Genomic DNA, 20,748 nt, shown 5'->3' on the forward strand with positions numbered 1-20,748 from the left:
GGTCTTTTTTACACCACTTGAAATACCCCCATGGGGTATGGTAAGATGGTTTTGAGAGCATACCCTCCAGAGGTATACGGAGGGGAGAAGGGGATGGATCGACCGTGACGATACAGAAGACGACACTACAAATCAGCGGCATGACCTGTGCCTCTTGCGCGGCTCGGATCGAGAAGGGGCTATCTAGACTGGAAGGTGTCACGAGTGCCAGCGTGAATTTGACGATGGAAACCGCTCGTGTGGAATATAATGAAGCTGTCATCGCCGTTGGCGACGTGATGAGCAAAGTGGATCAGCTGGGGTTTCATGCTGAGCTACATAAAGAAATGTCGCAGCTCGGCGATCAACGTGAATCGGGATTGAGGAAGCTGAAGCTTCGGTTACTTGTTTCTGCTCTGCTCTCTTTGCCGCTGCTGCTGGCCATGGCGGATCACTTCGCTTTTGCATCCTTTCTTCACATTCCGGGCTGGTTCATGAATCCTTGGCTGCAGCTCGTCTTGGCTACGCCGGTTCAATTTGTAATCGGCGCTCCGTTCTATATCGGTGCCTATAAGGCGCTGCGCGGCAGAAGCGCCAATATGGACGTGTTAGTAGCGATCGGAACATCCGCGGCTTATTTCTATAGTTTGGTCGAGACGCTGTCATCCCTAAGAATGGGGATGCATAGTGTTGAACTGTACTATGAAACGAGCGCGCTGCTTATCACCTTCCTGCTGCTCGGGAAGCTGCTTGAAGCGCTGGCGAAAGGCCGTTCCTCCCAAGCGATCAGCGCATTAATCGGGCTGGCACCGAAGCAAGCTGTCGTTATAAGGGAAGGTATCGAGGTTCGTCTTCCGATCGAAGAGGTGCAGCCCGGTGATTTAGTTATCGTAAAGCCTGGTGAGAAGATTCCGGTGGATGGTGCTGTGCTGGAGGGCCGTTCGTCTGTCGATGAATCGATGCTAACCGGAGAGAGTTTCCCTGTTCAGAAGCAGGCAGGTGATCCGCTAATCGGGGCAACGATCAACGGAAACGGTCAGCTTGTCATGAGAGCCACGAAGGTAGGCAAAGAAACCGTGTTGGCTTCGATCATTCGGATCGTCGAGGAAGCTCAGGGTTCGAAGGCGCCTATCCAGCGAATTGCGGATGTCATCTCAGGCATCTTCGTCCCCATTGTTATCGGAATCGCAGCTGTAACGTTTCTGGTCTGGTACTTTGCGCTTGAGCCCGGAGCATTTCCCGAGGCGCTGCGCAAAGCGATTGCCGTGCTCGTTATTGCCTGCCCTTGTGCGCTGGGGCTCGCCACGCCGACCTCTATCATGGCCGGATCAGGCCGAGCGGCTGAGCTGGGCATCTTGTTCAAAGGCGGAGAGCATCTGGAGCGTGCGCATCTCATCGATGCGGTACTGCTTGATAAGACGGGAACCGTGACAGAAGGCAAACCGAAGCTGACGCGTTATCAGGTTGAACCCGGCTTTGAACAAGACGAGGTGCTGCGATTGGTTCTTACAGCCGAGAGCAGTTCTGAGCACCCTCTTGGCGAAGCGATTGCCGCAGGTCTTCGCGGGCAGGGAATGAAGAAGGCAGCCGCGATGGAATCGTTCGCCGCGATACCCGGCTTCGGGATCGAGGCGCGCATCGAAGGGAAAGAGCTGCTTGTCGGCACACGCCGCCTGCTTGCGCAGCATCGGGTTGAGCTTGCGGATCTAACCGCAATCGAACAGCTGGAGAACGAGGGCAATACGGTTGTTCTCGCAGCCGTAGACGGCGTGTATGCAGGTTTCCTCGCGGTTGCGGATCGGATTAAGCCGACATCTCGCGCAGCAGTCGAAGCGTTACAGGCGCTTGGCTTGGAAGTTGTGCTGATTACGGGGGACAATGCATCTACAGCCCGGGCAATCGCGGAACAAGCAGGGATACGGACGGTTCTTGCCGAAGTTTTACCGGAGGGCAAAGCGGAGGAAGTGAAGAAACTTCAAGCGCGCGGGCTTAAAGTGGCGATGATTGGCGACGGCATTAACGATGCGCCGGCGCTCGCTACCGCGGATATCGGCATGGCTATGGGAACAGGGACCGACGTTGCCATAGAAGCAGCCGATATTACGTTGATGCGCGGCGATTTAAGCAGTATTCCCGAGGCAATCGCACTAAGCCGCAAAACAATGAGCAACATCAAGCAAAATTTATTCTGGGCGCTAGCCTATAATGCAGTTGGGATCCCGATTGCCGCAGCCGGCTGGCTCGCCCCATGGGTGGCAGGGGCTGCGATGGCGCTGAGCTCTGTTTCCGTCGTACTCAGCGCTTTAAGACTTCAACGATTCCGCAAGTAATTCAGACGAAGAGGAGCGATTCCAAATGACAACCACCATTCAAGTAAAAGGCATGTCCTGCCAGCATTGCGTGAACAGCATAGAAGGCGCGCTGAAGAAGAACGGCGTAGCAGCGAAGGTTGATTTGCCGGGCAACCGCGTTATGGTCGATTACGAGGAGAAGTCGATCTCTCTGGATCGCATTAAAACACTTATCGAAGATCAAGGATTCGACGTCGTGTAAATCGCAGGTGGCAATTCTTTCATCAAGGCTAATCCACGGGATGGATTAGCCTTTTTGAGTGGAAACATGGTATGATTACGGTTTGAATGTTGTTAGAAATTAAGTAATGCTGGAGGCTTTGAAACAGGTGAACAAGTACCCTTTTGACTTTGACCCGAAAGAATCCTTCGTCCAGCAAGCCAGTGATTGGATTGCGGATGTGTTCTACGAACGGCTGCCTGAAGCCGGATTTGAACTCCGAGATGAGCAAATCTATATGGCTTTTCAGCTGGAAAGGGCTTATAGCGAGAAACAAACGACTTTTGCAGAGGCCGGCGTAGGGACTGGGAAAACCTTCGTTTATTTGCTTTATGCCATTAACTATGCAAGATATACGCGAAAACCGGCCATTATTGCCTGCGCGGATGAATCGCTGATCGAACAGCTGGTGAAGCCTGAAGGCGATATCGCGAAGCTGGCACGTTATCTGGATTTGACAATTGATGCGCGGCTGGGCAAGTCGATGGATCAATATATTTGCTTGAACAAGCTTGAAGATGCAAGAGGCGGCTTCACGGATACGGAGATTTATCGGGATATGCATGCGGCATTGCCTGACTTTGTCCATAACCCCGGTACGATGCAAGCCTTCTACCCCTACGGCAATCGCAAGGATTACCCGAACCTGACGGACGACCAGTGGAAAGCGGTCGGTTGGGACGTCTTCCAGGACTGCCTGGTCTGTTCGCGGAGACATCGCTGTGGACAGACGCTCTCACGCGAGCACTACCGCAAAGCTGCTGACATTATTATCTGCTCCCACGACTTCTATATGGAGCATGTGTGGACCTATGAAGCGCGTAAACGCGAAGGTCAGCTGCCGTTGCTTCCCGAGCATAGCTCCGTCGTATTTGACGAAGGTCATCTGCTGGAGACGGCAGCTCAGAAAGCACTTACCTATAAACTGAAGCACAACGTCTTTGAATCCATCATCACGCGGCTGCTTCAAGGAGAGATCCGTGAGACGCTTGCCGTTACGATTGATGAAGCGATCGAACAGAGCGAACAGCTCTTCAGACTGCTGGATGCCGGCAGCCGTTCCGTTGCAGCGTCGGATCGACGCGAAGTGATCATGTCGGAGCGCTTGTTGAAGGAAGTTACTCGCTTCGGGGCTGTACTCGCGGCAATCGAAGAAGAGCTTGTCTTCGAGAGCGGAATGTTTACCATCGATGCTTATCAGCTCACCATTGTGGAAGAGCATATCGAAATGCTCCAGCTTGCGCTGAACTTATTCAAGAAACCAAACGGTTTGATCACATGGATCGAAGAAGAGCAGGATGGCATTACGCTTGTCATTATGCCGAAGCTGGTGAAGGAGATCCTGGAGGAGCGCGTCTTCTCGAAACACATGCCGATTGTGTTCTCCTCGGCTACCATGTCCGTCAATAATTCGTTTGATTATATCGCAGACAGTCTCGGCATTCAGAAGGCGTTATCCTTCTCGGTTGCGTCGCCATATGATTACGAGTCGCAGATGAGTGCGGCGGTTGCGCCGTTAAGCAGCCAGGCTGACAAGCTGAAGCTTGCTCTGCGCAGACTGCAACAATCGGAAGGCCGAGCGCTTATTCTGTTCCCGTCCAAGGAAGAATTGCAGCAGTTTAAAACGGATATCGCAGCGATACCGGATTATGCAGCGTTCCGGTTCCTATTTGAAGGGACGGCTGAAATCAGCCATCTCATCGAGACGTTCCAACGCGATGAAGCCAGTGTGTTATGTGCGGTCACGTTATGGGAGGGGCTCGATATTCCCGGTCCTTCGCTGTCGCATGTGCTGATGTGGTCGCTTCCATTTCCTCCGCACGATCCTGTCTTTACCGCTAAACGCAGAGATGCCGAGCATCCGTTCGAAACGGTGGACATGCCTCATATGCTGCTTCGGTTGAAGCAAGGTGTAGGCCGGTTGATTCGTGGTCGCGAGGATACCGGGATGATTACAATCATAGGCCAAGAACTGGCGGATGCGCGGGTGATGGAGCAAGTAGAACGCATTCTTCCGGGAGGCGTTAAGCCCCTGACTCTAAGCGTTGAATGAATTGACATCTAGTAAGTCGTTCTCTACAATTTAAATAGAATAGCTTCATAGAAAAGGATGGGAAGCAATATGTCGCAGCCAATGAAGAAATCCACGTATAAGAGTCAACGCAAAGCCGAGCAAGAGAAGCTGGAGAAACAGCGCAAGTTTATGAAGAAGCTGATGTGGGGGACGGGCCTTGTTGTCATTCTGGGTATTATTGCTGCCCTGATCTTCACACCGAAGGCAGACCCGACCGCATTTGATTACGAACAGCTGCCTGTGCTGGGGAAAGCCGATGCGCCGGTGAAGATCGTCGAGTTCGGCGATTACAAATGCCCATCCTGCCAAGTGTTCAGCCAGCAAATTAAACCACAGATCGAGAAGGAATACGTGGAGTCGGGCAAAGTTGCATTTTACTTTATGAACTTCCCGTTCATCGGTGAGGATTCAACGACAGCCGCACTGGCCGCTCAGTCCGTTTATCATCAGAATAATGACGCTTTTTGGAAATATTTCGATGTCCTTTATAAGAATCAGCAAGACGAGCATACGCTTTGGGCAACGCCAGAACATTTGGTTCAGCTAGCCAAGGATAACGCGATCGATGTCGATTTGGATTTGCTGAAGAAAGATATCGAAGAAGGCACGTACTCATCCGAGGTCAGCAAGCATAAATCCAAAGCAATTGCCGCTAACGTAAACTCGACACCAACCCTGTTTATTAACGGAGAAGAATTTACAGGCCAATTCGGCGACTATCCGGGTATTAAGAAAGCCATCGATGACGCGCTGGCCGGCGAGGACAAATGATCCAATCGTCCAAGAATCTTGGGTTCTTTAGCAAATACGCGCTATATTTGGCGTGGATCGTGTCGATCGTCGCAACGGGCAGCAGTCTGTATTTAAGCGAAATCATGCACTTTATCCCATGCAATTTATGCTGGTATCAACGCATATTCATGTATCCGCTTGTCGTACTCCTCGGAATTGCGAGTTATCGCAATGATCGCAGGCTAATCCCATACATTTGGCCGCTATCACTGCTTGGCGGGTTGATTGCCTTGTATCATTATGCGGAACAGCAAATTCCGGCTTTGGCCAAAATGCTTCCTTGCACGGTCGGCGTTCCTTGCAGCGAAGATTACCTCGATTGGTTTGGCGGTTATGTCACCATTCCATTCCTGGCTTTGATCGCTTTCGCCCTGATTACGATGCTGATGCTGAATGCACGCGGCACGGCTGATGAAGCGAATGATGAATCGGAGCACGATGAGGCTGAAGAGGAGCTGGGCGAGCGTTCCACCTTATAAAAAGAGTAGAAGTCCCTCGGGACTTCTTTTTTTTGTGAATTTAGGGGCTAATTTACTTGCATTTGCCGGTGATTAGTATGCTTTTTTTCTGTCAACGGGGATTCAGACTTTTAAATATGAACATTCCATGGACTTTTGCCTGTTCATTTGTCCCAGCTGTGTTGTTTCTGCTATCATGTATGGATGGACGTACAAAGGGTTAATTAATTAAATAAGCGCATCTAAATAGTTGGAGGTAGCCTGTAATGACAGCAGAGAATAATAGTCAGAAGTCGCCATGGGAACTCTATTATGGCCCGAATTTAGGGTATATCGAGGAAATGTATGAGAAGTTCCTGATAAACCCCGAATCTGTTGAGCCAGCATTCAGAGATTCCTTTGCGAAGTGGGGACCGCCGCCGGTCACTTCGGCAAAGGGCATTGTAAATGTGAATCCACCGCTCGCATCCGGCGCTTCAGGCTCTGATAGCATCAAATCGATTGATCCTGCTTTCTTGAAGAAAATCGTCGACGCTGGCAAGCTTGTGCGGAACATCCGTACTTACGGTCATCTGGCAGCCGACAACGATCCGCTTGGTTTATCTGCCGCTCCGGACACGCAGCTGCTTGAGCCCGCCACATTTAAGCTGACACCGGAAGATCTGGACACCATTCCGGCTTCTCTGATCTGGGAGGAAGCACCGGAGGCGATTCGGACAGGTGCCCAAGCTATTGCGCATTTGAAGGACGTATATACGAAGTCGTTCGGTTTTGAATTCGGTCATATTCATGCTGAGGATGAGCGGATCTGGCTCCATCGCCAAGCTGAAATCGGCATGGCCAGCAAACCGATGAGTGCCAAAGAACGGATCGCTTTGCTGGGACGCCTAATTGATGTCGAGCAATTCGAGACTTTCCTGCACCGTTCATTCGTGGGACAGAAACGTTTCTCCATTGAAGGAACGGATACGCTTGTTCCGATGCTGGATGAGATCGTTCGTGAGCTCGCGCATGACGGCGCTCGTCACATTCTGATGGGGATGGCGCACCGTGGACGTTTGAATGTTCTGACTCATGTTCTCGGCAAACCCTACACAGCTATTTTCTCGGAATTCCATCATTCGCCAAACAAAGAGAAGGATTTGCTGCCATCCGAAGGCGCGATGGGCATCAATATCGGCTGGACAGGCGACGTAAAATACCACTTAGGCGCACATCGTTCGCTTAAAGAGAATGAAACGGTTGAGACTCGCATCTCGCTGGCGAACAATCCAAGTCACTTGGAATACGTAAATCCGATCGTTGAAGGCTACACGCGCGCGGCTCAGGATGATCGCAGCAAAGCCGGTTATCCGAAATCCGATTTCGGCAGCGCGGCAGCGATCCTTATGCACGGCGACGCTGCTTTCGCAGGTGAAGGTATCGTCGCGGAGACGCTTAACTTCAAGAAGCTTGCGGGTTACGAGAACGGCGGAACGATTCATATCATCGTAAACAATAAACTCGGCTTCACGACCGAGAGCAAGGATTCGCGTTCCACGCATTATGCGAGTGACCTTGCGAAGGGATACGAAATCCCAATCGTACATGTTAGCGCCGACGATCCGGAGGCGTGTATTGCTGCGGTTCGGATGGCATGTGAGTACCGTCAGAAGTTCCACAAAGACTTCTTGATCGACATGGTCGGCTACCGCCGTCATGGTCACAATGAGACGGACGATCCGGAAACGACGCAGCCGCTAGTTTATCAGAAGCTGCGCAACCATCCGGTTGTCGGCCGCATTTACAGCGAGAAGCTCAAAGAAAAGGGTCTCCTGTCGGAGGATCAAGTCGTAGCTATTAGACAAGCCGGTCTGGCGAAGCTGCAAGCTGCGCTTGATGAAGTGAAATCGAGCGATAAATCGTTCAAGCAGCCGAAAATTGACGACACAAGCAAGCGCCGCAAGAAGGAAGTCGTTACTTCCGTTCCGCTTAAGAAGCTTAGTGCCATCAACGAGGAACTGCTCAAATGGCCGGATGGCTTCAAGGTGCACGAGAAGCTTGAACGCATCCTGATGCGTCGTGCCAATGCGCTGGAAAAAGGCAGCAAAGTGGATTGGGGCTTGGCAGAAACGCTTGCGTTTGCGACAATCCTATCCGACGGTACGCCGATTCGTCTTAGCGGACAAGATTCGGAACGCGCAACCTTCGCATTCCGTAATATCGTGCTGCATGATTACGATTCAAATGCGACGTTCTCGCCGCTTCACAAGCTGCCTCAAGCAAATGCTTCGTTTGCGGTCCATAACAGTCCGCTGGCAGAAGCTTCAGTACTTGGGTTTGATTATGGATACAACGTGTTTTCCCCGGAAACACTAGTTATTTGGGAAGCCCAATACGGCGACTTTGCCAACTGCGCGCAAGTTATCATTGACCAGTTCATCACGGCAGGCCGCGTCAAATGGTCGCAGAAATCCGGTCTGATCATGCTGCTGCCTCACGGCTACGAAGGCCAAGGTCCGGAGCATTCCAGTGCGAAGCTCGAGCGTTTCCTGCTTCTTGCGGCTGAAGACAACCTGACGATCGTGAACTTGACGTCAGCGTCGCAATACTTCCATTTGCTTCGCCGTCAAGCGGCGATCATCAATACGGACGAAGCGCGTCCGCTCATCGTGATGTCGCCTAAGAGCTTGATTCGGAACCCAAGCGTTGCATCCGATCCGGCAGAATTCAGCCATGGCTCATTCAGGCTTGTGCTGGAGCAGCCGGGTCTCGGCAAACAGCCGGAGCAAGTTGAACGCCTGATCTTCTGTACCGGTAAAGTAGCCATCGATCTGGAAGCTGCGTTAGAGCTTAAAGACGGACAAGCTGCGGATACTTGGAACTGGGTTCATATCGTTCGCGTGGAGCAGCTGTATCCGTTCCCGAAAACCGATATCGAGCAAATCATCAACCGTTATCCGAATGTAAAAGAAGTGCTGTGGGTGCAAGAGGAGCCGCAAAACATGGGCGCATGGAACTATGTTGAGCCGCGTATCCGCGCTCGTGTAACACCTAATACAACCATCCGTTATATCGGTCGTCCTAAACGGTCGAGCCCGGCAAGCGGATTCCAATATGTACACAACATGGAGCAGCAACGTATCGTTTCCGTTGCGCTGAATCGCAGTACGCTAACAACGACGACTAAAGGGGAGAACAGCCATGAGTGAAATTAAAGTACCCGAAATGGGCGAATCGATCGTAGAAGGCACGATCTCTAAATGGCATGTTAAAGCTGGTGACAGCGTAAATGTAGGCGATGTGCTTGCTGAGCTGGAAACGGATAAAGTAAATATTGAAATCAGTGCGGAGCAAGCCGGCGTTATCGAACAGCTTCTACGCGGCGAAGGGGAAACCGTAGCGGTAGGCGAAACGATCGGCCAGATCGGCAGCGGCTCCGGCGCGGCGCCTTCTCAGCCAATGTCGCCTAGCAGCGACCCTGCTGCAGCTCCGGCACCTGTAGCGCCGGCTTCTACTCCGGCAGCTCCTGTGGCAGCTGCGGAACCGGCTCCTGTGGCTGCGCCTGCAGCGACTCCGGCTGCTCCGGCTGCTTCCGATGCGAATGCTGCTGTGTTCTCGGCAACGCCGGCAGCACGTAAGCTTGCAAGAGAGCGCGGCATTGACCTGACGCAAGTGCAAGCGCAAGATCCAATGGGCCGTATCCGTCAAGAGGATATCCAAGCTCATAACACTGCGGCTAAAGCTCCTGCAGCAGCTCCTACCGCGCAAGCGGCGCCTGCTCCGGTAGCAGCAGAGCCGGGCAAACCGGCTGAACGCCGCAAGATGTCCCGTCGCCGTATTACAATCGCGAAACGCCTCGTGGAGGCGCAGCAAACCGCTGCAATGCTGACAACGTTCAACGAAGTGGACATGACGGCGATTCTTGAAGTGAGAAAACGCCGGAAGGACGCGTTTAAAGAGAAGCATGACATCGGTCTTGGCTTCATGTCCTTCTTCACGAAGGCTGTAATCGGCGCGCTCAAAGCTTACCCGCTGCTGAATGCAGAAATCCAAGGCGACGAGATCCTTGTGAAACAATATTACGACATCGGTATCGCGGTATCTGCGAAAGAAGGTCTTGTTGTACCGGTCGTACGTGAAGCGGATCGTCTGAGCTTTGCTCAAATCGAGAAGCAAATTGCCGACCTTGCCGGTAAAGCACGTGCTAACACATTGGCGCTGAATGATCTGCAAGGCGGCACATTCACGATTACAAACGGCGGCGTATTCGGTTCGCTGTTGTCCACGCCGATTCTTAACGCACCGCAAGTCGGTATTCTCGGTATGCACAAAATCCAAATTCGCCCTGTGGCGATTGACGATGTGCGCATGGAGAACCGCCCGATGATGTACATCGCCTTGTCGTACGATCACCGTATCGTTGACGGTGCCGAAGCGGTTCGCTTCCTCGTTACCGTGAAGCAACTGCTTGAAGATCCGGAATCGCTGCTGCTCGAAGGCTAATCCTTCCCGCGGACAAACATCAACCTCACTTCCTGACGTTAGGGCTTCTATCCCTGAACGTCAGCTAGTGAGGTTTTTTATTTGCTATTGCTCCCCATACTACATAGAATGAGGGTAAGACAGCGAGAAACGGAGGCGAATGCAGATGAACGTGCGTAAAATGCGGTTATTCGATTTCGAGAACATCCACTCCAGCGAGGATCGGGATGAGTATGAGAAAGACTATGCCAGATTGATTCAATCCCCGGCATTTCGTCGCCTGCAGGGCAAATCGCAAGTATTCGGGGCAGGCTCCGGCGACTATTATCGAACTCGTCTGACGCATTCGCTTGAAGTATCACAGATCGCGCGGGAAGTGGCTCGAAAGCTCGGGAAGAGTTACACGTTCCTGGCGAAGAAAGAACATCCGGGGCTGATGCTCGATCCGGAGGTTGTGGAATGCGCTTCGCTTGCGCATGACTTGGGGCATCCTCCTTTTGGCCATAAAGGGGAAGAGGTGCTCAATGAACTGCTTATGGAAGAGCATGGGCTAAAGTATGAAGGCAATGCTCAAAATTATCGGATCTTAATGTTTCTGGAGAAACGCGCAGGAAGTGACAGCGGACTCGATCTGACCGCAGCTGTCCTGCTCGCCATTAATAAATACCCATTCTGCTTGGAGGATCCCGGACGCTTGAAGGGGGTCTACAGCATGGAATGGCAAGGGATCCACGCGTTGCGCAGTGCGTGGGGGATGCCGGATGGCTGTGCAACGCTTGAGGCGCAGCTGATGGACTTGTGCGACGATATCGCTTATTCCACGCATGATATAGAGGATGGCATTCGTGCGGGCAAAATCCAGATGAACCCTAGCTTGTTCGAGGATGATCGCCTTGTCGCGAACGTCATGCAGGAAATCATCAACGATCCCGGCAACGCAGTCATGCACTGGGAGCAGGTCGATATGAAGCTGATGGTGAAGCAGGCGCTGCATCATTATCTGGAGCAGTGGGAAAGCATCTACGTGGAATGCGGCAGGGAGTCCTCGCGCACCCGCAGAGAGATGAAAGCGCGATGGGTGAGGAAGTTTGTCAGCGGGGTCGGGATTATCGATGATCCGGCAACAGGCTGGAAACGGGTTACGTTCGTTCGCGACGGCGTGCAGGACTTAGAGCTGCTTCGCACAATGGAGATCCTGAAAAAGCTGGCATGGGTGATGCTGATCAAGGATTTCCGGGTCCAGCGGCTTCACAAACGCAGTGAGATCATCATAAAGCGGTTGTGGGACAGCTTTAAGGTGCAAGACTCGGGCAGGCTCATCATCCCGCCGGATTGGCTCGAAAGCTACGAGCGGCTTAAGGATGTCTGGCCGTGGGAGCGGATGGTGTCCGATTATATTGCGGGCATGACGGATGCTTATGCGGAGAAGGTTTATACCGAATTTTACGGAAGTGCCTCTACGAACAAAGGCGGATTATTGTACGATAGGGATTAATAGTAGAGGAGGCTGCGTGGGAAGCAGTCTCCTCTTTGCTGTGGTGTATGTGCAACCGGAAGCGAACAGCTGCATCTTGGCAATTTGCAGCTGATCTCGGCCTTGTCGCTTCGCTGGTGGGCTCGCCACAGATATTAGAATTCTAACGAATCGTACGGGCCTTATTTTGATGAAAACAGCCTCGAAATTAGTCTAACAAATCGTACGGGCCTTATGCGGGTGAAATGGAGCGAAAAGAGGCATTGGGACACGAAATAACACCTGTACGATTCGTTAGATTTTCAAAACCTATCATTCAGCTAATATAAGGCTTCTACGATTCGTTAGAATATAAATGTGCTGGGTAAAGCCGAAAAAGCTGCCCCAAAAGCCAATACATGCACTTTTGGGACAGCCACTATTTGTATATGGTGATGGGAGTGTTCTAAGCGCTTAGCTTATCGATTCCGATTATAGTGACCGGAGTTGCCGGAAGATTGCGTTGGCGTCGTGGAATCATCAGACTGCTCGGGTTGAGTGTCGTCGATTGTGCCATCGTTCTCGTTATTGCCGCCGGTGTTGCCATCATCAATGCTGCCATTGTCGCCGCTGTTATCGGTATTACCGTTGTCGCCCGTATTGCCGGTATTGTCATCGGTAATAACATGACGAGCCGTTACGAATGTCTTATCCCACGAACTGCCGGAGAATTTGGACACCGTTACACCTACGCCGACACGGTACGTTTGCAGCAGTTTGTCATCGCCGATATAGAGACTCACGTGATTAATGACGCCGTCTCGATTGGTGTCGGAGAACACAAGATCGCCGGGCTGCAGCTGATCCTTCGTTACTTTCGTGCCGACTTTAGCTTGTTGTCTGGACGAACGCGGTAAATCAATGCCATGCTGCTTAAAGATATATTGAACAAAAGAGGAGCAGTCGAATACGGAAGTCGTTGTCGTCTTGGCACCGAATTTGTACTCGACGCCTAAATATTGTTTACCTGTTGCAATGATGTCATTCACGATAGAAGAATTCTCAGCCGCAGTCGCAGTCGTATTTGTAGTTGTATTCGTTTTCGTAGCTGTCGCTGCATGAGTCGTATCCGGCGTGAAGAGCATGCTTCCGCCGCCAATTGCAATGGATAAGCCTAATGTAAGGTTCAGAAGTTTTTTATTTAAACGTTTATGAATGTGTGTGTTTGTCATGATGAATTCCTCCTGCACGGAATAGTAGTTGGATACAGGCTGCTGTGATTGCCTAGGAACACTATAGCACAGCATTTTGTACCACCACTTTCCAATGAGCCGGAAGACCTATGCCGCATCAAGAAAGCTCCCGATTATGAGAATACAATTAGAAAAGTCTAATGTAATCCGCCTTGACTTGCAGATTCGTCATTTCCGAAGTTCAAGCATGCCGGTGGCCATTAGCTTTACTTTGACATGCACCTCAATCCCCGGAATCTCTTCGTTTACGGCAAGGCCTTTACGATACCAGACTTCGTTCAAAGAGTAGATATCCGTGGAACGCTTCTTGCCTACTTCATAGGTTTTCATAATTTCGTCGTACAAGCTCTTCTCGAGGAGTTGGTTCATTTCAACCAGAGGGAACGATTTCTTTTGCTCCCGAAGACCGGCGTCCATGTTGATATTTAGTTTGACGATCCGTTTGCCATCCTTATAAACAGCTTGTTTCTTAACCTTGAGGCTCTTAAGCGTAGCCGTTCCAATGAAGGTGCCTTGCTCATCCCTGATGGGGAGCATGCCGCGCCTGGTGTTCTTCTTTAACCATTTCACGCCGGTAGCTTCTTCGCGGCTGAATCGAGCTTCGCTCTTTCCGTTCTTGAGCGCGACAAGCCCATCCACAATTGGCAGCGTGAACACCGTACTCCCTTTCTTCCAGTTATTCGAGAGCTTTACATGGTCAACCAAAGTCGTCTCGTACGGTTCCCTTGTGGACCGGATCAGTTTCTGATATTGGATGGGTTCAAAAGAAGACTGGAGTTGCTTAAACAACAGATTCGGCTGATAGTACAAAGTGGAAACATAGGAGCTGCCGGTGATCGGCATGGTGCTCAGAATCTCTGCAAGATCTTCATTCGTCGCGAACACCCATGGCGTATAACGTTGATCGCGCGTTCGCATCAATTCATCGTGGATATCGAAAATCCCCCTCGCAAGAAGCCGATCACTGAATATGAACGCTTTATTCTGCGTCCAATCCATGCGCATTTGACTTTCTTTCTGCAGGTCGAATATCGCCATCCCGATGCTCTCGCCTTCGCCTTTGCCGATTACGACGGGTTTAGCGCTTTGGCCGCCGCCTTCTTCCTTGGCCATTGTGGTGAGATCGTTGATTTGCGCATAAATCTTATATTTACCGTCGACGTAATCAACCCCCATTACGGTAACGAAGTTGAAATATTGAATGTTCTTCACGTCCCAGCAGCCGCACAGCGATAAGACGATGCAGCTGACCGCGATGGCCTTCCAGGTTCGTTTCATGGGTTATCGTCCTTCATCCTGGTATCGTCCTGCAAATGGAGGTTCTGCGGTCGCTTATTCATGAGTTTTGCCGGTTTCTTCAGTATCGCTCCTACAACATCTGGCCAGGATGGCGGTGAAATCGGAGAGAGGTAAGGAATCCCGAACGATTTGAGATCGGACAGATAAGAGACGACGAAGAAAATGGACATGAAGAAGCCGAACATGCCAAGAATGGAGGAGATGATCATGATGGCGATGCGAACAATGGACACGATGCCGCTGAGCGTCGGGTTTACGAGCGTATAGCCGGCGATCACGGTTGTTGCAGCCACCACGGTTACGGTCGGAGACGTAATTCCGGCGCGGATCGCGGCATCGCCTACGATGATACCGCCGACGACGGTAACGGTTGGCCCAACCGATTTAGGCAGCCGTTGTCCGGCCTCTTTGAACAATTCAAACAAGACGAGCACGGTTATCGCCTCGAATGGAAGGGAAAGCGGAAGTCCGATGCGATTCGATGCAATTGTTGCCAATAAGGGCAATGGTACCTGCTCGAAATTAAAGCCAATCAGCGCAATATAGAAAGCGGGTAGGAACAGTGCCAAATACCAGCCGCAAAACCGGATTAACCGCTGAAAAGAGCTGATTACCGCTCGGAAATAGCCATCTTCCGGTGAATTTATGAGCGATGTAAGCGTAATGGGGGCAATGATGGCCAGCGGTGAGTTGTCCAGCAGGATAACGAAACGGCCGCTCATCAAGCATTCCGCGGCGAAATCCGGTCGTCCGGTGTTGTCGATTAAGGGGATTACCGAATACGAACGGTCCGAGATGGCTTCTTCCAGCTGTGAGCTTGTAACAAGCGCATCGATATGTATGTTCTGCAATCTGCGTCTGGCTTCATTAACCGCCCCTTTATTCGCGATATCTTGAATGTAGAGGAGATTTATTGCAGTCTGGCTCCGGAGACCGATTGCAAAGGATTCGACTTTGAGTGTCGGCGTAGCCAAACGTTTTCGGATTAACGCCAAGTTCGTCTGGATACTCTCGGTAAATCCGTCACGTGCTCCTTTCGTAGACGTTTCCGTGACCGATTCTTCCGTTGTTCTTTGGGGCGGATCTGAGACGTATTGCACATAGCAGTTCGTTGTTTCCCGATCGTAAAGGATTAAGTCGCCGTTAAACACATACGAGGAGAGCTCGTTCTTCCATTGTGAAGTTAGTTTAACGGGATGCTGTTGCCAAAGGTCTGCGCCGTAGGTGCTGATTTCATTGATTTGCTCGCGGCTCGATAATCCTTGGCAGAAGACGAATAAAAAGGTGCCGTTGAGCTCGAAGGTAACATCGCCGCAGTCTTCGAATAGGAGCCGGATATCGCGTTCGCTCAGGTTAGCCATTTCGCTGCACCGCCTTCTTGTTCTTTCCGACCCAGATGCAAATTAAGATCACGATGCTCACCACAACGCAAAAGATGATGGAGCTTGAATAGTAGGTTCTCACTTGATTATGAAATTTTACATCCGAGAGTCTAAGTAAATTGACCGCCAGAAGGACCGAAGAGATCAGAATGAGCAAGATCTCGGGATGCTTCCACCTTTTCACCCACAGCGTGTGAATGATATAAATGGCCAAGGAAATGCGGATAAACGCGCCGGCCAGCCATTGATAAATGGACATAAAGTCCGTTTGGCTCAGCATGCTTCCGATGGCCGCCATCCTCCATTGCTCATAGGCAGGGTATCGCAGCAGCGTTGCTTCGAAAGGACCGAACATGGCGATTACGCCGGTCAATGGCCCGAATGTCAATTCGATTAACATGAGTACGACCAGACTGATATTGAGTGCGGACAGCTTCCCTTTCACATCGTCTTTCAGGAAGAGCACGAGGAAGATTTCCGTAACGCCTGAAGTCGTATACCAAGCGCCTTTCGTGATCGACTTCGCCGAATTTTTGAAGATGGGAAAGAGGTAGTTGTAATCCTTATATTGAAAGTTCACGGTCATGACGTACAATCCGGCCGCAATAATAAAAGGAAGAAGTATGCCGTTTGTGATGGCGATAGCGGCCAGCCCTTTTCTTGCCGTGTAATAACTAATGCCAATGAGACATAAGCCGACTACCCACTGCGGCGTATAGGTCAAGTAGGACGAGTTGGACCACATAATCGTATCCCGTATGCTGATGCTTGCTTGTGTCAGGAAATATGCGGTGAACAGCAGGGTGAAAATAAGCCATATAAACGCAGGCGCTTTCTCGAACATCCAGGTGGATAACGAAGCAGGGATCTTTTTGTAGATATAGACATACAGCAAGCCAAGCAGTAAGGAAGGAAGGATGGCCGCCAAGACAGAGATCCATGCGTCCCGATTCGCTGTATCCAGCAAGATGGGAATCAAGATGACGTGGTTAGAGATTCCGATAAAGGTAACCAGCAAGGTGGACAATTGGAAAGGGGTGATTTTATCATTCAATTCCATGCTCCTCCATTCGATGGCATTGTAGTTAAAATTACCAATTTGGCAATTTTTATGCATATTTACGGTGTTCTTGAAGATGAAGCATCAGGAAGCTGCCCGGAGAATATTGCCCTCACGCGTTGGAAGCGTATAATGAATGTAACGAATCGATCGGTGATTGGACGTGTAGGATCACATTGGACCCGGGGGGGCTATAAGGATGGAAAACGAAGCGAATACTAAAGTCAAGTGCGCCGTTCAACGGCTCGGGAACGTGGTTGCCGTAGACGGGAAGAGTCTTGCGATCGAGGTGAACGGTAAGGTGCTCACGCTGCCGCGGGAGAAAGCGGAGGAGGAAATCGAGGCCGGTGACGTACTGCGCTGGGATGGTGCAAAATGGGTTCTTGCACGGCAGGAGGATAAAGGAGAGGGACAATAATGAGAGAAGCTTAATCCCCTTAGCACCCTAATCGAAGGCAGCGGCTGCGAATCGTTAAATAAGGGGTGATTAGACAATGGAAGTTTTAGAATCGAAACGTTGTTTATTTTGCGATGAGTTAGTGAAAGTGAAACGAAAAGGCGGCAATGAATGGTACATCGACTGTATGTGCGCGCCGGGCGGATCTTATGGGCTGCGGGAAGACAGCTACGAGCCCTATCGACTGTTGTCCTACTCGGAGAAACGGAATTCGTTTCCGATCCTGTCGGCCTATATCCGGGAGCAGACGGATTGCGATGAGAAGGTCGTTCTAACGTACGAGGACAGGGAAACCATCCTGCAATCTCCGCAAATTCCGATTACAACCGAAGAGAAGGGGAATCGTCTTCTCCGTTATTTGCACCGCCATACTGGCGGTCCGGGTGAAGCGGTCGTTATCAATCAGTTCTCACAAAGCTATAATTTGACATATTCATTAAATTTGCAAGAGCTCGTCTTCATCACGGAGAAGCTCAAAGAAGAAGGATATATTGAGCGCATCGGCTCTACGTTCAAGCTGACGGAGAAAGGATGGGTGGAGGCGGCTAATACCGCGAGCGGTAAAGCGCTGAAACCATGTTACGTCCTGCTTAGCGGCATGGACGATAAAGGAAGCAGAGATTGGCTGGAGACGGTATTCCCGAGGCTGATTCAGCTTGGTTATGCACCGAAGTTTCTGGAGGAGGATATCTCGCTGCGCCATGATCCGAAGCCGATTGAAGCGATACTGCAAGACGTCGGCAATTGCAAACTGTTCGTAGTGGATGTGACGGATCCGAATGCGGAACTGTGGTTACGTGCGGGGTTTGCGATAGGCAATGAGATCCCGATCATTTGGACAAGCCAAGAGGCCGATCAGCAGCTGCCGCAAGGGGTTAGACCTCATATTTGGCAAGATGTGGAGGAGCTGGTAAGGATGCTCCAGAAGGTGATAACGAAGGAATAATGGCTATTTTAGGGGTTGCCCGAAGCGGTGTTCATAGGCTATAATCATTTTATACAATTTAATTAAATGCAATATACTGTGAACTCAATTCAGGAGGGACCTATCGATGAGCATTTACGATTTCACCGTCAAGACGATTACAGGCGAAGAGCAGTCGCTGTCCGCATATAAAGGCAAGACGCTACTTATCGTCAACACGGCAAGCGCATGTGGACTTACCCCTCATTACAAAGGCTTACAGCAGATTTACGAAGCCCATAAGGACGAAAATTTCGTCGTACTTGGTTTCCCGTGCAATCAATTCGCTGGACAAGAGCCGGGGACGAACGAGGAGATTGCCAGCTTCTGCGAGCTCAATTACAGCGTAACCTTCCCGATGTTTGCGAAAATTGACGTGATTGGCGAAGATGCTCATCCGTTATATAAATATCTTGTGGACGCAGCGCCTGCCCCTTATCATACCGGTACGATCGAGTGGAATTTCGTGAAATTCCTCATTGATGAAGAGGGCAACGTTGTGAAGCAGTATCCGGCATCGACGGATCCGGCAGCGATTGAGCCGGATCTTCGCAGCTTGATCGATAATGGCAGCCTGGGAGCGGCGCCGAATACGGTTAACGACTAACTGTATGTTGTGTAATCATGAAAGCACCCCTTAAGGGGTGCTTTTTGATTTCTCGATCGAGAAGGCTTTGTTTCGTTGCAGGAACAGCTTTATGACGTCTTGATTGCGATAGGCTTGATACAGCACACCGAGGATGAGCCAGATAAGTCCCATAATAAGTGCATCTTTGCTCAACAGGAGGAACAAATAGCCGATAACGCAGGCGCCTGTGCCCGGCAGAACCAAATAAGCTAGTGTTCCTTTTACAGTACGTTTCCGCTGCTTCATGTAATAATGGCAGATGACAGATATGTTGACAAAGAAGAAGGCAGTCAGTGCGCCGAAGTTCACAAATTTGATTGCCGTATCAAGTCGAATGACTAAAGCTAACATGGAGACCATGCCAACTATCAGAATATTGACCGCAGGCGTTTTGAGCTTGGGGTGTACATAGGCGAAGATGCGCTCCGGAAGAATCGATTCGCGTCCCATTACGAACAGCAGCCGTGATACGCTTGAAACGGAAGAGATTCCTTGCGTAAAGATTGCAAATAAGAGCACAATGATGAATACCGATCCAAGCATGGCCCCGCCGACCATTTTCACGATTTCGAGCCCGGCCGAATCGATGTTGGCAAAAGGGATTGGATTAGGGAAGGTCAGCTGAGTTAAATAAGACGGTACGACATATAAAACGATCGCGATCCCAATAATAATAGCGATGGCTCTGGGAATGGTTTTGCTTGCGTTCTTCGTTTCTTCCGACATTGTCGTAATGGAATCGAATCCGAGAAAGGAGAAGCAGATCATGGAAGCGCCTGTCAGTATCGTGGAGAAAGGAATCTCGTGTTGGAGGAGCGGCGCAAGCGGTTCGCTTATGGAAGTTAGGTTTCGGTAGAGCAAGATGCAAAACAAGGCAATGAATCCCATTTGAATGAGGACGAACCATTTGCTCAGATTGGCTGAGAAAGATGCTCCGCGCAGGTTCACTAGTGTAACTAGCAAATTGATGCCGATTATCCATAGGTAGGACGGAATGGCCGGAAATTGCGCATGCATATAGATTCCGAATGTTAAGCATGCGATAATAGGTGAGAAGAGGTAATCCAGCAGCAATGCCCACCCGACCAGGAAGCCAAGATAGGGATGGATAGATTTCTTCACGTAGGAGTAGGCAGAACCGGAGCTCGAGTGAGCCTTCGACATATGTCCGTAGCTGTAGGCAGTAAACATAATGGCGACAAACGCGGTCAAGTACGCTTGGGTTAACATCCCGGCGGAGGATTCGTAAGCAATGCCATAAATCGAGAAATAGATCATCGGCGTCATCCAAGCGAGGCCGAGGAATACGATTTGAAATAACGATAATGTTGGCGTTAGTTTGACTTGTACGTTCATGTGCAGCACCCTTCCGTCATCCCGCTTGTAACCATCGTAACTTGAGAAGATAGATGGCTTGAAAATAAAAAAAGCGCGGAAGGTATCCCCAAATGAGATCCTCCCGGGCTTTTATCCCTCCGTGAACACAGCAGCGGCTGTGCGTTCTCTCTCGGTCCAGTCCAGCATGCCGGAATGGCTGCTGCGGAACCCTAGAAAACGTATGGCATATTTAGTTACGTTGTTTTGTTAGATAATATAACATAAACTACCTGATCGTCAATTGAAAATTTAATGGCGTGCGAACTAGCTTCGTTCAGGCAGCAAGAGAAAGGATGCTTTTAGATTGTCGATGAATGAAGAGGAAAAACCGCAGTTAATCGCAACGAAGATTTGGAAATGTAAGAACGCAGATTGTAAAGCGTGGGTTCGTGAGGAATTTGCCGAGGCTGGTGAACAGGCTTGTCCGATCTGTAAAGGACCGATGCATCGCAGCATGAGGCATCTGCCCAAAGTACAGAATAAGATCAAATCTCAACCGCGAAAGAAGAAAGGTGAATTTGACTTTTAGCCGCCTAT

The 20,748-nt window shown here is 50.5% G+C and carries 16 protein-coding genes, 1 pseudogene and 1 riboswitch; of the genes and pseudogenes, 12 read left to right on the forward strand and 5 right to left on the reverse strand.

The window, feature by feature from the left end; translation table 11 throughout:
• Window positions 1-44: 44 nt before the first annotated feature.
• From BM412_RS07725 to BM412_RS07760, 8 genes and pseudogenes are all read left to right on the forward strand, one after another.
• Window positions 45-2,309, forward strand: a pseudogene (locus BM412_RS07725) (heavy metal translocating P-type ATPase); the annotation flags it as partial.
• 25 nt (window positions 2,310-2,334) lie between these two features.
• Complete coding sequence (locus BM412_RS07730; protein ID WP_091215937.1) at window positions 2,335-2,532, forward strand: cation transporter; 198 nt, start codon at window positions 2,335-2,337, stop codon at window positions 2,530-2,532.
• Between the two features lie 127 nt (window positions 2,533-2,659).
• On the forward strand, window positions 2,660-4,603 hold the full coding sequence (locus BM412_RS07735) for an ATP-dependent DNA helicase (protein ID WP_091215941.1): 1,944 nt from the start codon (window positions 2,660-2,662) through the stop codon (window positions 4,601-4,603).
• Window positions 4,604-4,684: 81 nt separating this feature from the next.
• Complete coding sequence (locus BM412_RS07740; protein WP_256256180.1) at window positions 4,685-5,395, forward strand: DsbA family protein; 711 nt, start codon at window positions 4,685-4,687, stop codon at window positions 5,393-5,395.
• Complete coding sequence (locus tag BM412_RS07745; protein WP_091215948.1) at window positions 5,392-5,895, forward strand: disulfide oxidoreductase; 504 nt, start codon at window positions 5,392-5,394, stop codon at window positions 5,893-5,895. The genes BM412_RS07740 and BM412_RS07745 overlap by 4 nt, the downstream gene beginning before the upstream one ends.
• Before the next feature lie 245 nt (window positions 5,896-6,140).
• Window positions 6,141-9,065 carry a 2-oxoglutarate dehydrogenase E1 component gene (locus BM412_RS07750; RefSeq protein ID WP_091215950.1) on the forward strand — a complete coding sequence of 975 codons (2,925 nt, stop codon included), beginning with the start codon at window positions 6,141-6,143 and terminating at the stop codon, window positions 9,063-9,065.
• Window positions 9,058-10,359, forward strand: coding sequence for a 2-oxoglutarate dehydrogenase complex dihydrolipoyllysine-residue succinyltransferase (gene odhB / locus BM412_RS07755; protein ID WP_091215953.1), 1,302 nt, complete (start codon window positions 9,058-9,060; stop codon window positions 10,357-10,359). The genes BM412_RS07750 and odhB overlap by 8 nt, the downstream gene beginning before the upstream one ends.
• Window positions 10,360-10,504: 145 nt before the next feature.
• Window positions 10,505-11,833 (forward strand): deoxyguanosinetriphosphate triphosphohydrolase family protein, encoded by a 1,329-nt coding sequence (locus tag BM412_RS07760; protein ID WP_091215955.1) that lies wholly within the window; start codon window positions 10,505-10,507, stop codon window positions 11,831-11,833.
• Between the two features lie 437 nt (window positions 11,834-12,270).
• Here the strand turns inward: BM412_RS07760 and BM412_RS07765 are convergent, their stop codons facing one another.
• The 4 genes from BM412_RS07765 to BM412_RS07780 form a co-directional block, all read right to left on the reverse strand.
• A complete protein-coding gene (locus BM412_RS07765; protein ID WP_091215958.1) occupies window positions 12,271-13,023 on the reverse strand; it encodes a C40 family peptidase in 753 nt (250 codons plus the stop codon).
• Between the two features lie 189 nt (window positions 13,024-13,212).
• Window positions 13,213-14,322: a Ger(x)C family spore germination protein gene (locus BM412_RS07770; RefSeq protein ID WP_091215960.1), complete on the reverse strand. Its 1,110-nt coding sequence runs from the start codon at window positions 14,320-14,322 to the stop codon at window positions 13,213-13,215.
• A complete protein-coding gene (locus BM412_RS07775; protein ID WP_091215963.1) occupies window positions 14,319-15,704 on the reverse strand; it encodes a spore germination protein in 1,386 nt (461 codons plus the stop codon). The genes BM412_RS07770 and BM412_RS07775 overlap by 4 nt, the downstream gene beginning before the upstream one ends.
• The gene (locus tag BM412_RS07780) at window positions 15,697-16,779 is read right to left on the reverse strand and encodes an endospore germination permease (RefSeq protein ID WP_177245701.1); all 1,083 of its coding nucleotides are present in this window, start codon (window positions 16,777-16,779) and stop codon (window positions 15,697-15,699) included. The genes BM412_RS07775 and BM412_RS07780 overlap by 8 nt, the downstream gene beginning before the upstream one ends.
• Window positions 16,780-16,984: 205 nt before the next feature.
• Between BM412_RS07780 and BM412_RS07785 the strand changes: the two genes are divergently transcribed.
• The 3 genes from BM412_RS07785 to BM412_RS07795 all read left to right on the forward strand — a co-directional run bounded on the left by BM412_RS07785 (window position 16,985) and on the right by BM412_RS07795 (window position 18,813).
• Window positions 16,985-17,203 carry a hypothetical protein gene (locus BM412_RS07785; RefSeq protein WP_091215967.1) on the forward strand — a complete coding sequence of 73 codons (219 nt, stop codon included), beginning with the start codon at window positions 16,985-16,987 and terminating at the stop codon, window positions 17,201-17,203.
• A 76-nt stretch (window positions 17,204-17,279) separates the two neighbouring features.
• Window positions 17,280-18,188, forward strand: coding sequence for a hypothetical protein (locus tag BM412_RS07790; RefSeq protein ID WP_091215969.1), 909 nt, complete (start codon window positions 17,280-17,282; stop codon window positions 18,186-18,188).
• 106 nt (window positions 18,189-18,294) lie between these two features.
• Window positions 18,295-18,813: a glutathione peroxidase gene (locus BM412_RS07795; protein ID WP_091215971.1), complete on the forward strand. Its 519-nt coding sequence runs from the start codon at window positions 18,295-18,297 to the stop codon at window positions 18,811-18,813.
• Window positions 18,814-18,843: 30 nt separating this feature from the next.
• On the opposite strand, the gene BM412_RS07800 is transcribed toward BM412_RS07795, so the two are convergent.
• Entirely contained in the window at window positions 18,844-20,190 is a 1,347-nt protein-coding gene (locus tag BM412_RS07800; protein WP_091215974.1) for an APC family permease, read from the reverse strand.
• A 98-nt stretch (window positions 20,191-20,288) separates the two neighbouring features.
• Window positions 20,289-20,396, reverse strand: a riboswitch (guanidine-I (ykkC/yxkD leader).
• Between the two features lie 125 nt (window positions 20,397-20,521).
• Here BM412_RS07800 and BM412_RS07805 point away from each other — a divergent pair.
• Window positions 20,522-20,740, forward strand: coding sequence for a cold-inducible protein YdjO-related protein (locus BM412_RS07805; RefSeq protein WP_256256181.1), 219 nt, complete (start codon window positions 20,522-20,524; stop codon window positions 20,738-20,740).
• Window positions 20,741-20,748 lie beyond the last annotated feature (8 nt).

The organism is Paenibacillus sp. BC26, assembly GCF_900116125.1.
GTDB classification, from domain to species: domain Bacteria; phylum Bacillota; class Bacilli; order Paenibacillales; family Paenibacillaceae; genus Paenibacillus_Z; species Paenibacillus_Z lignilyticus.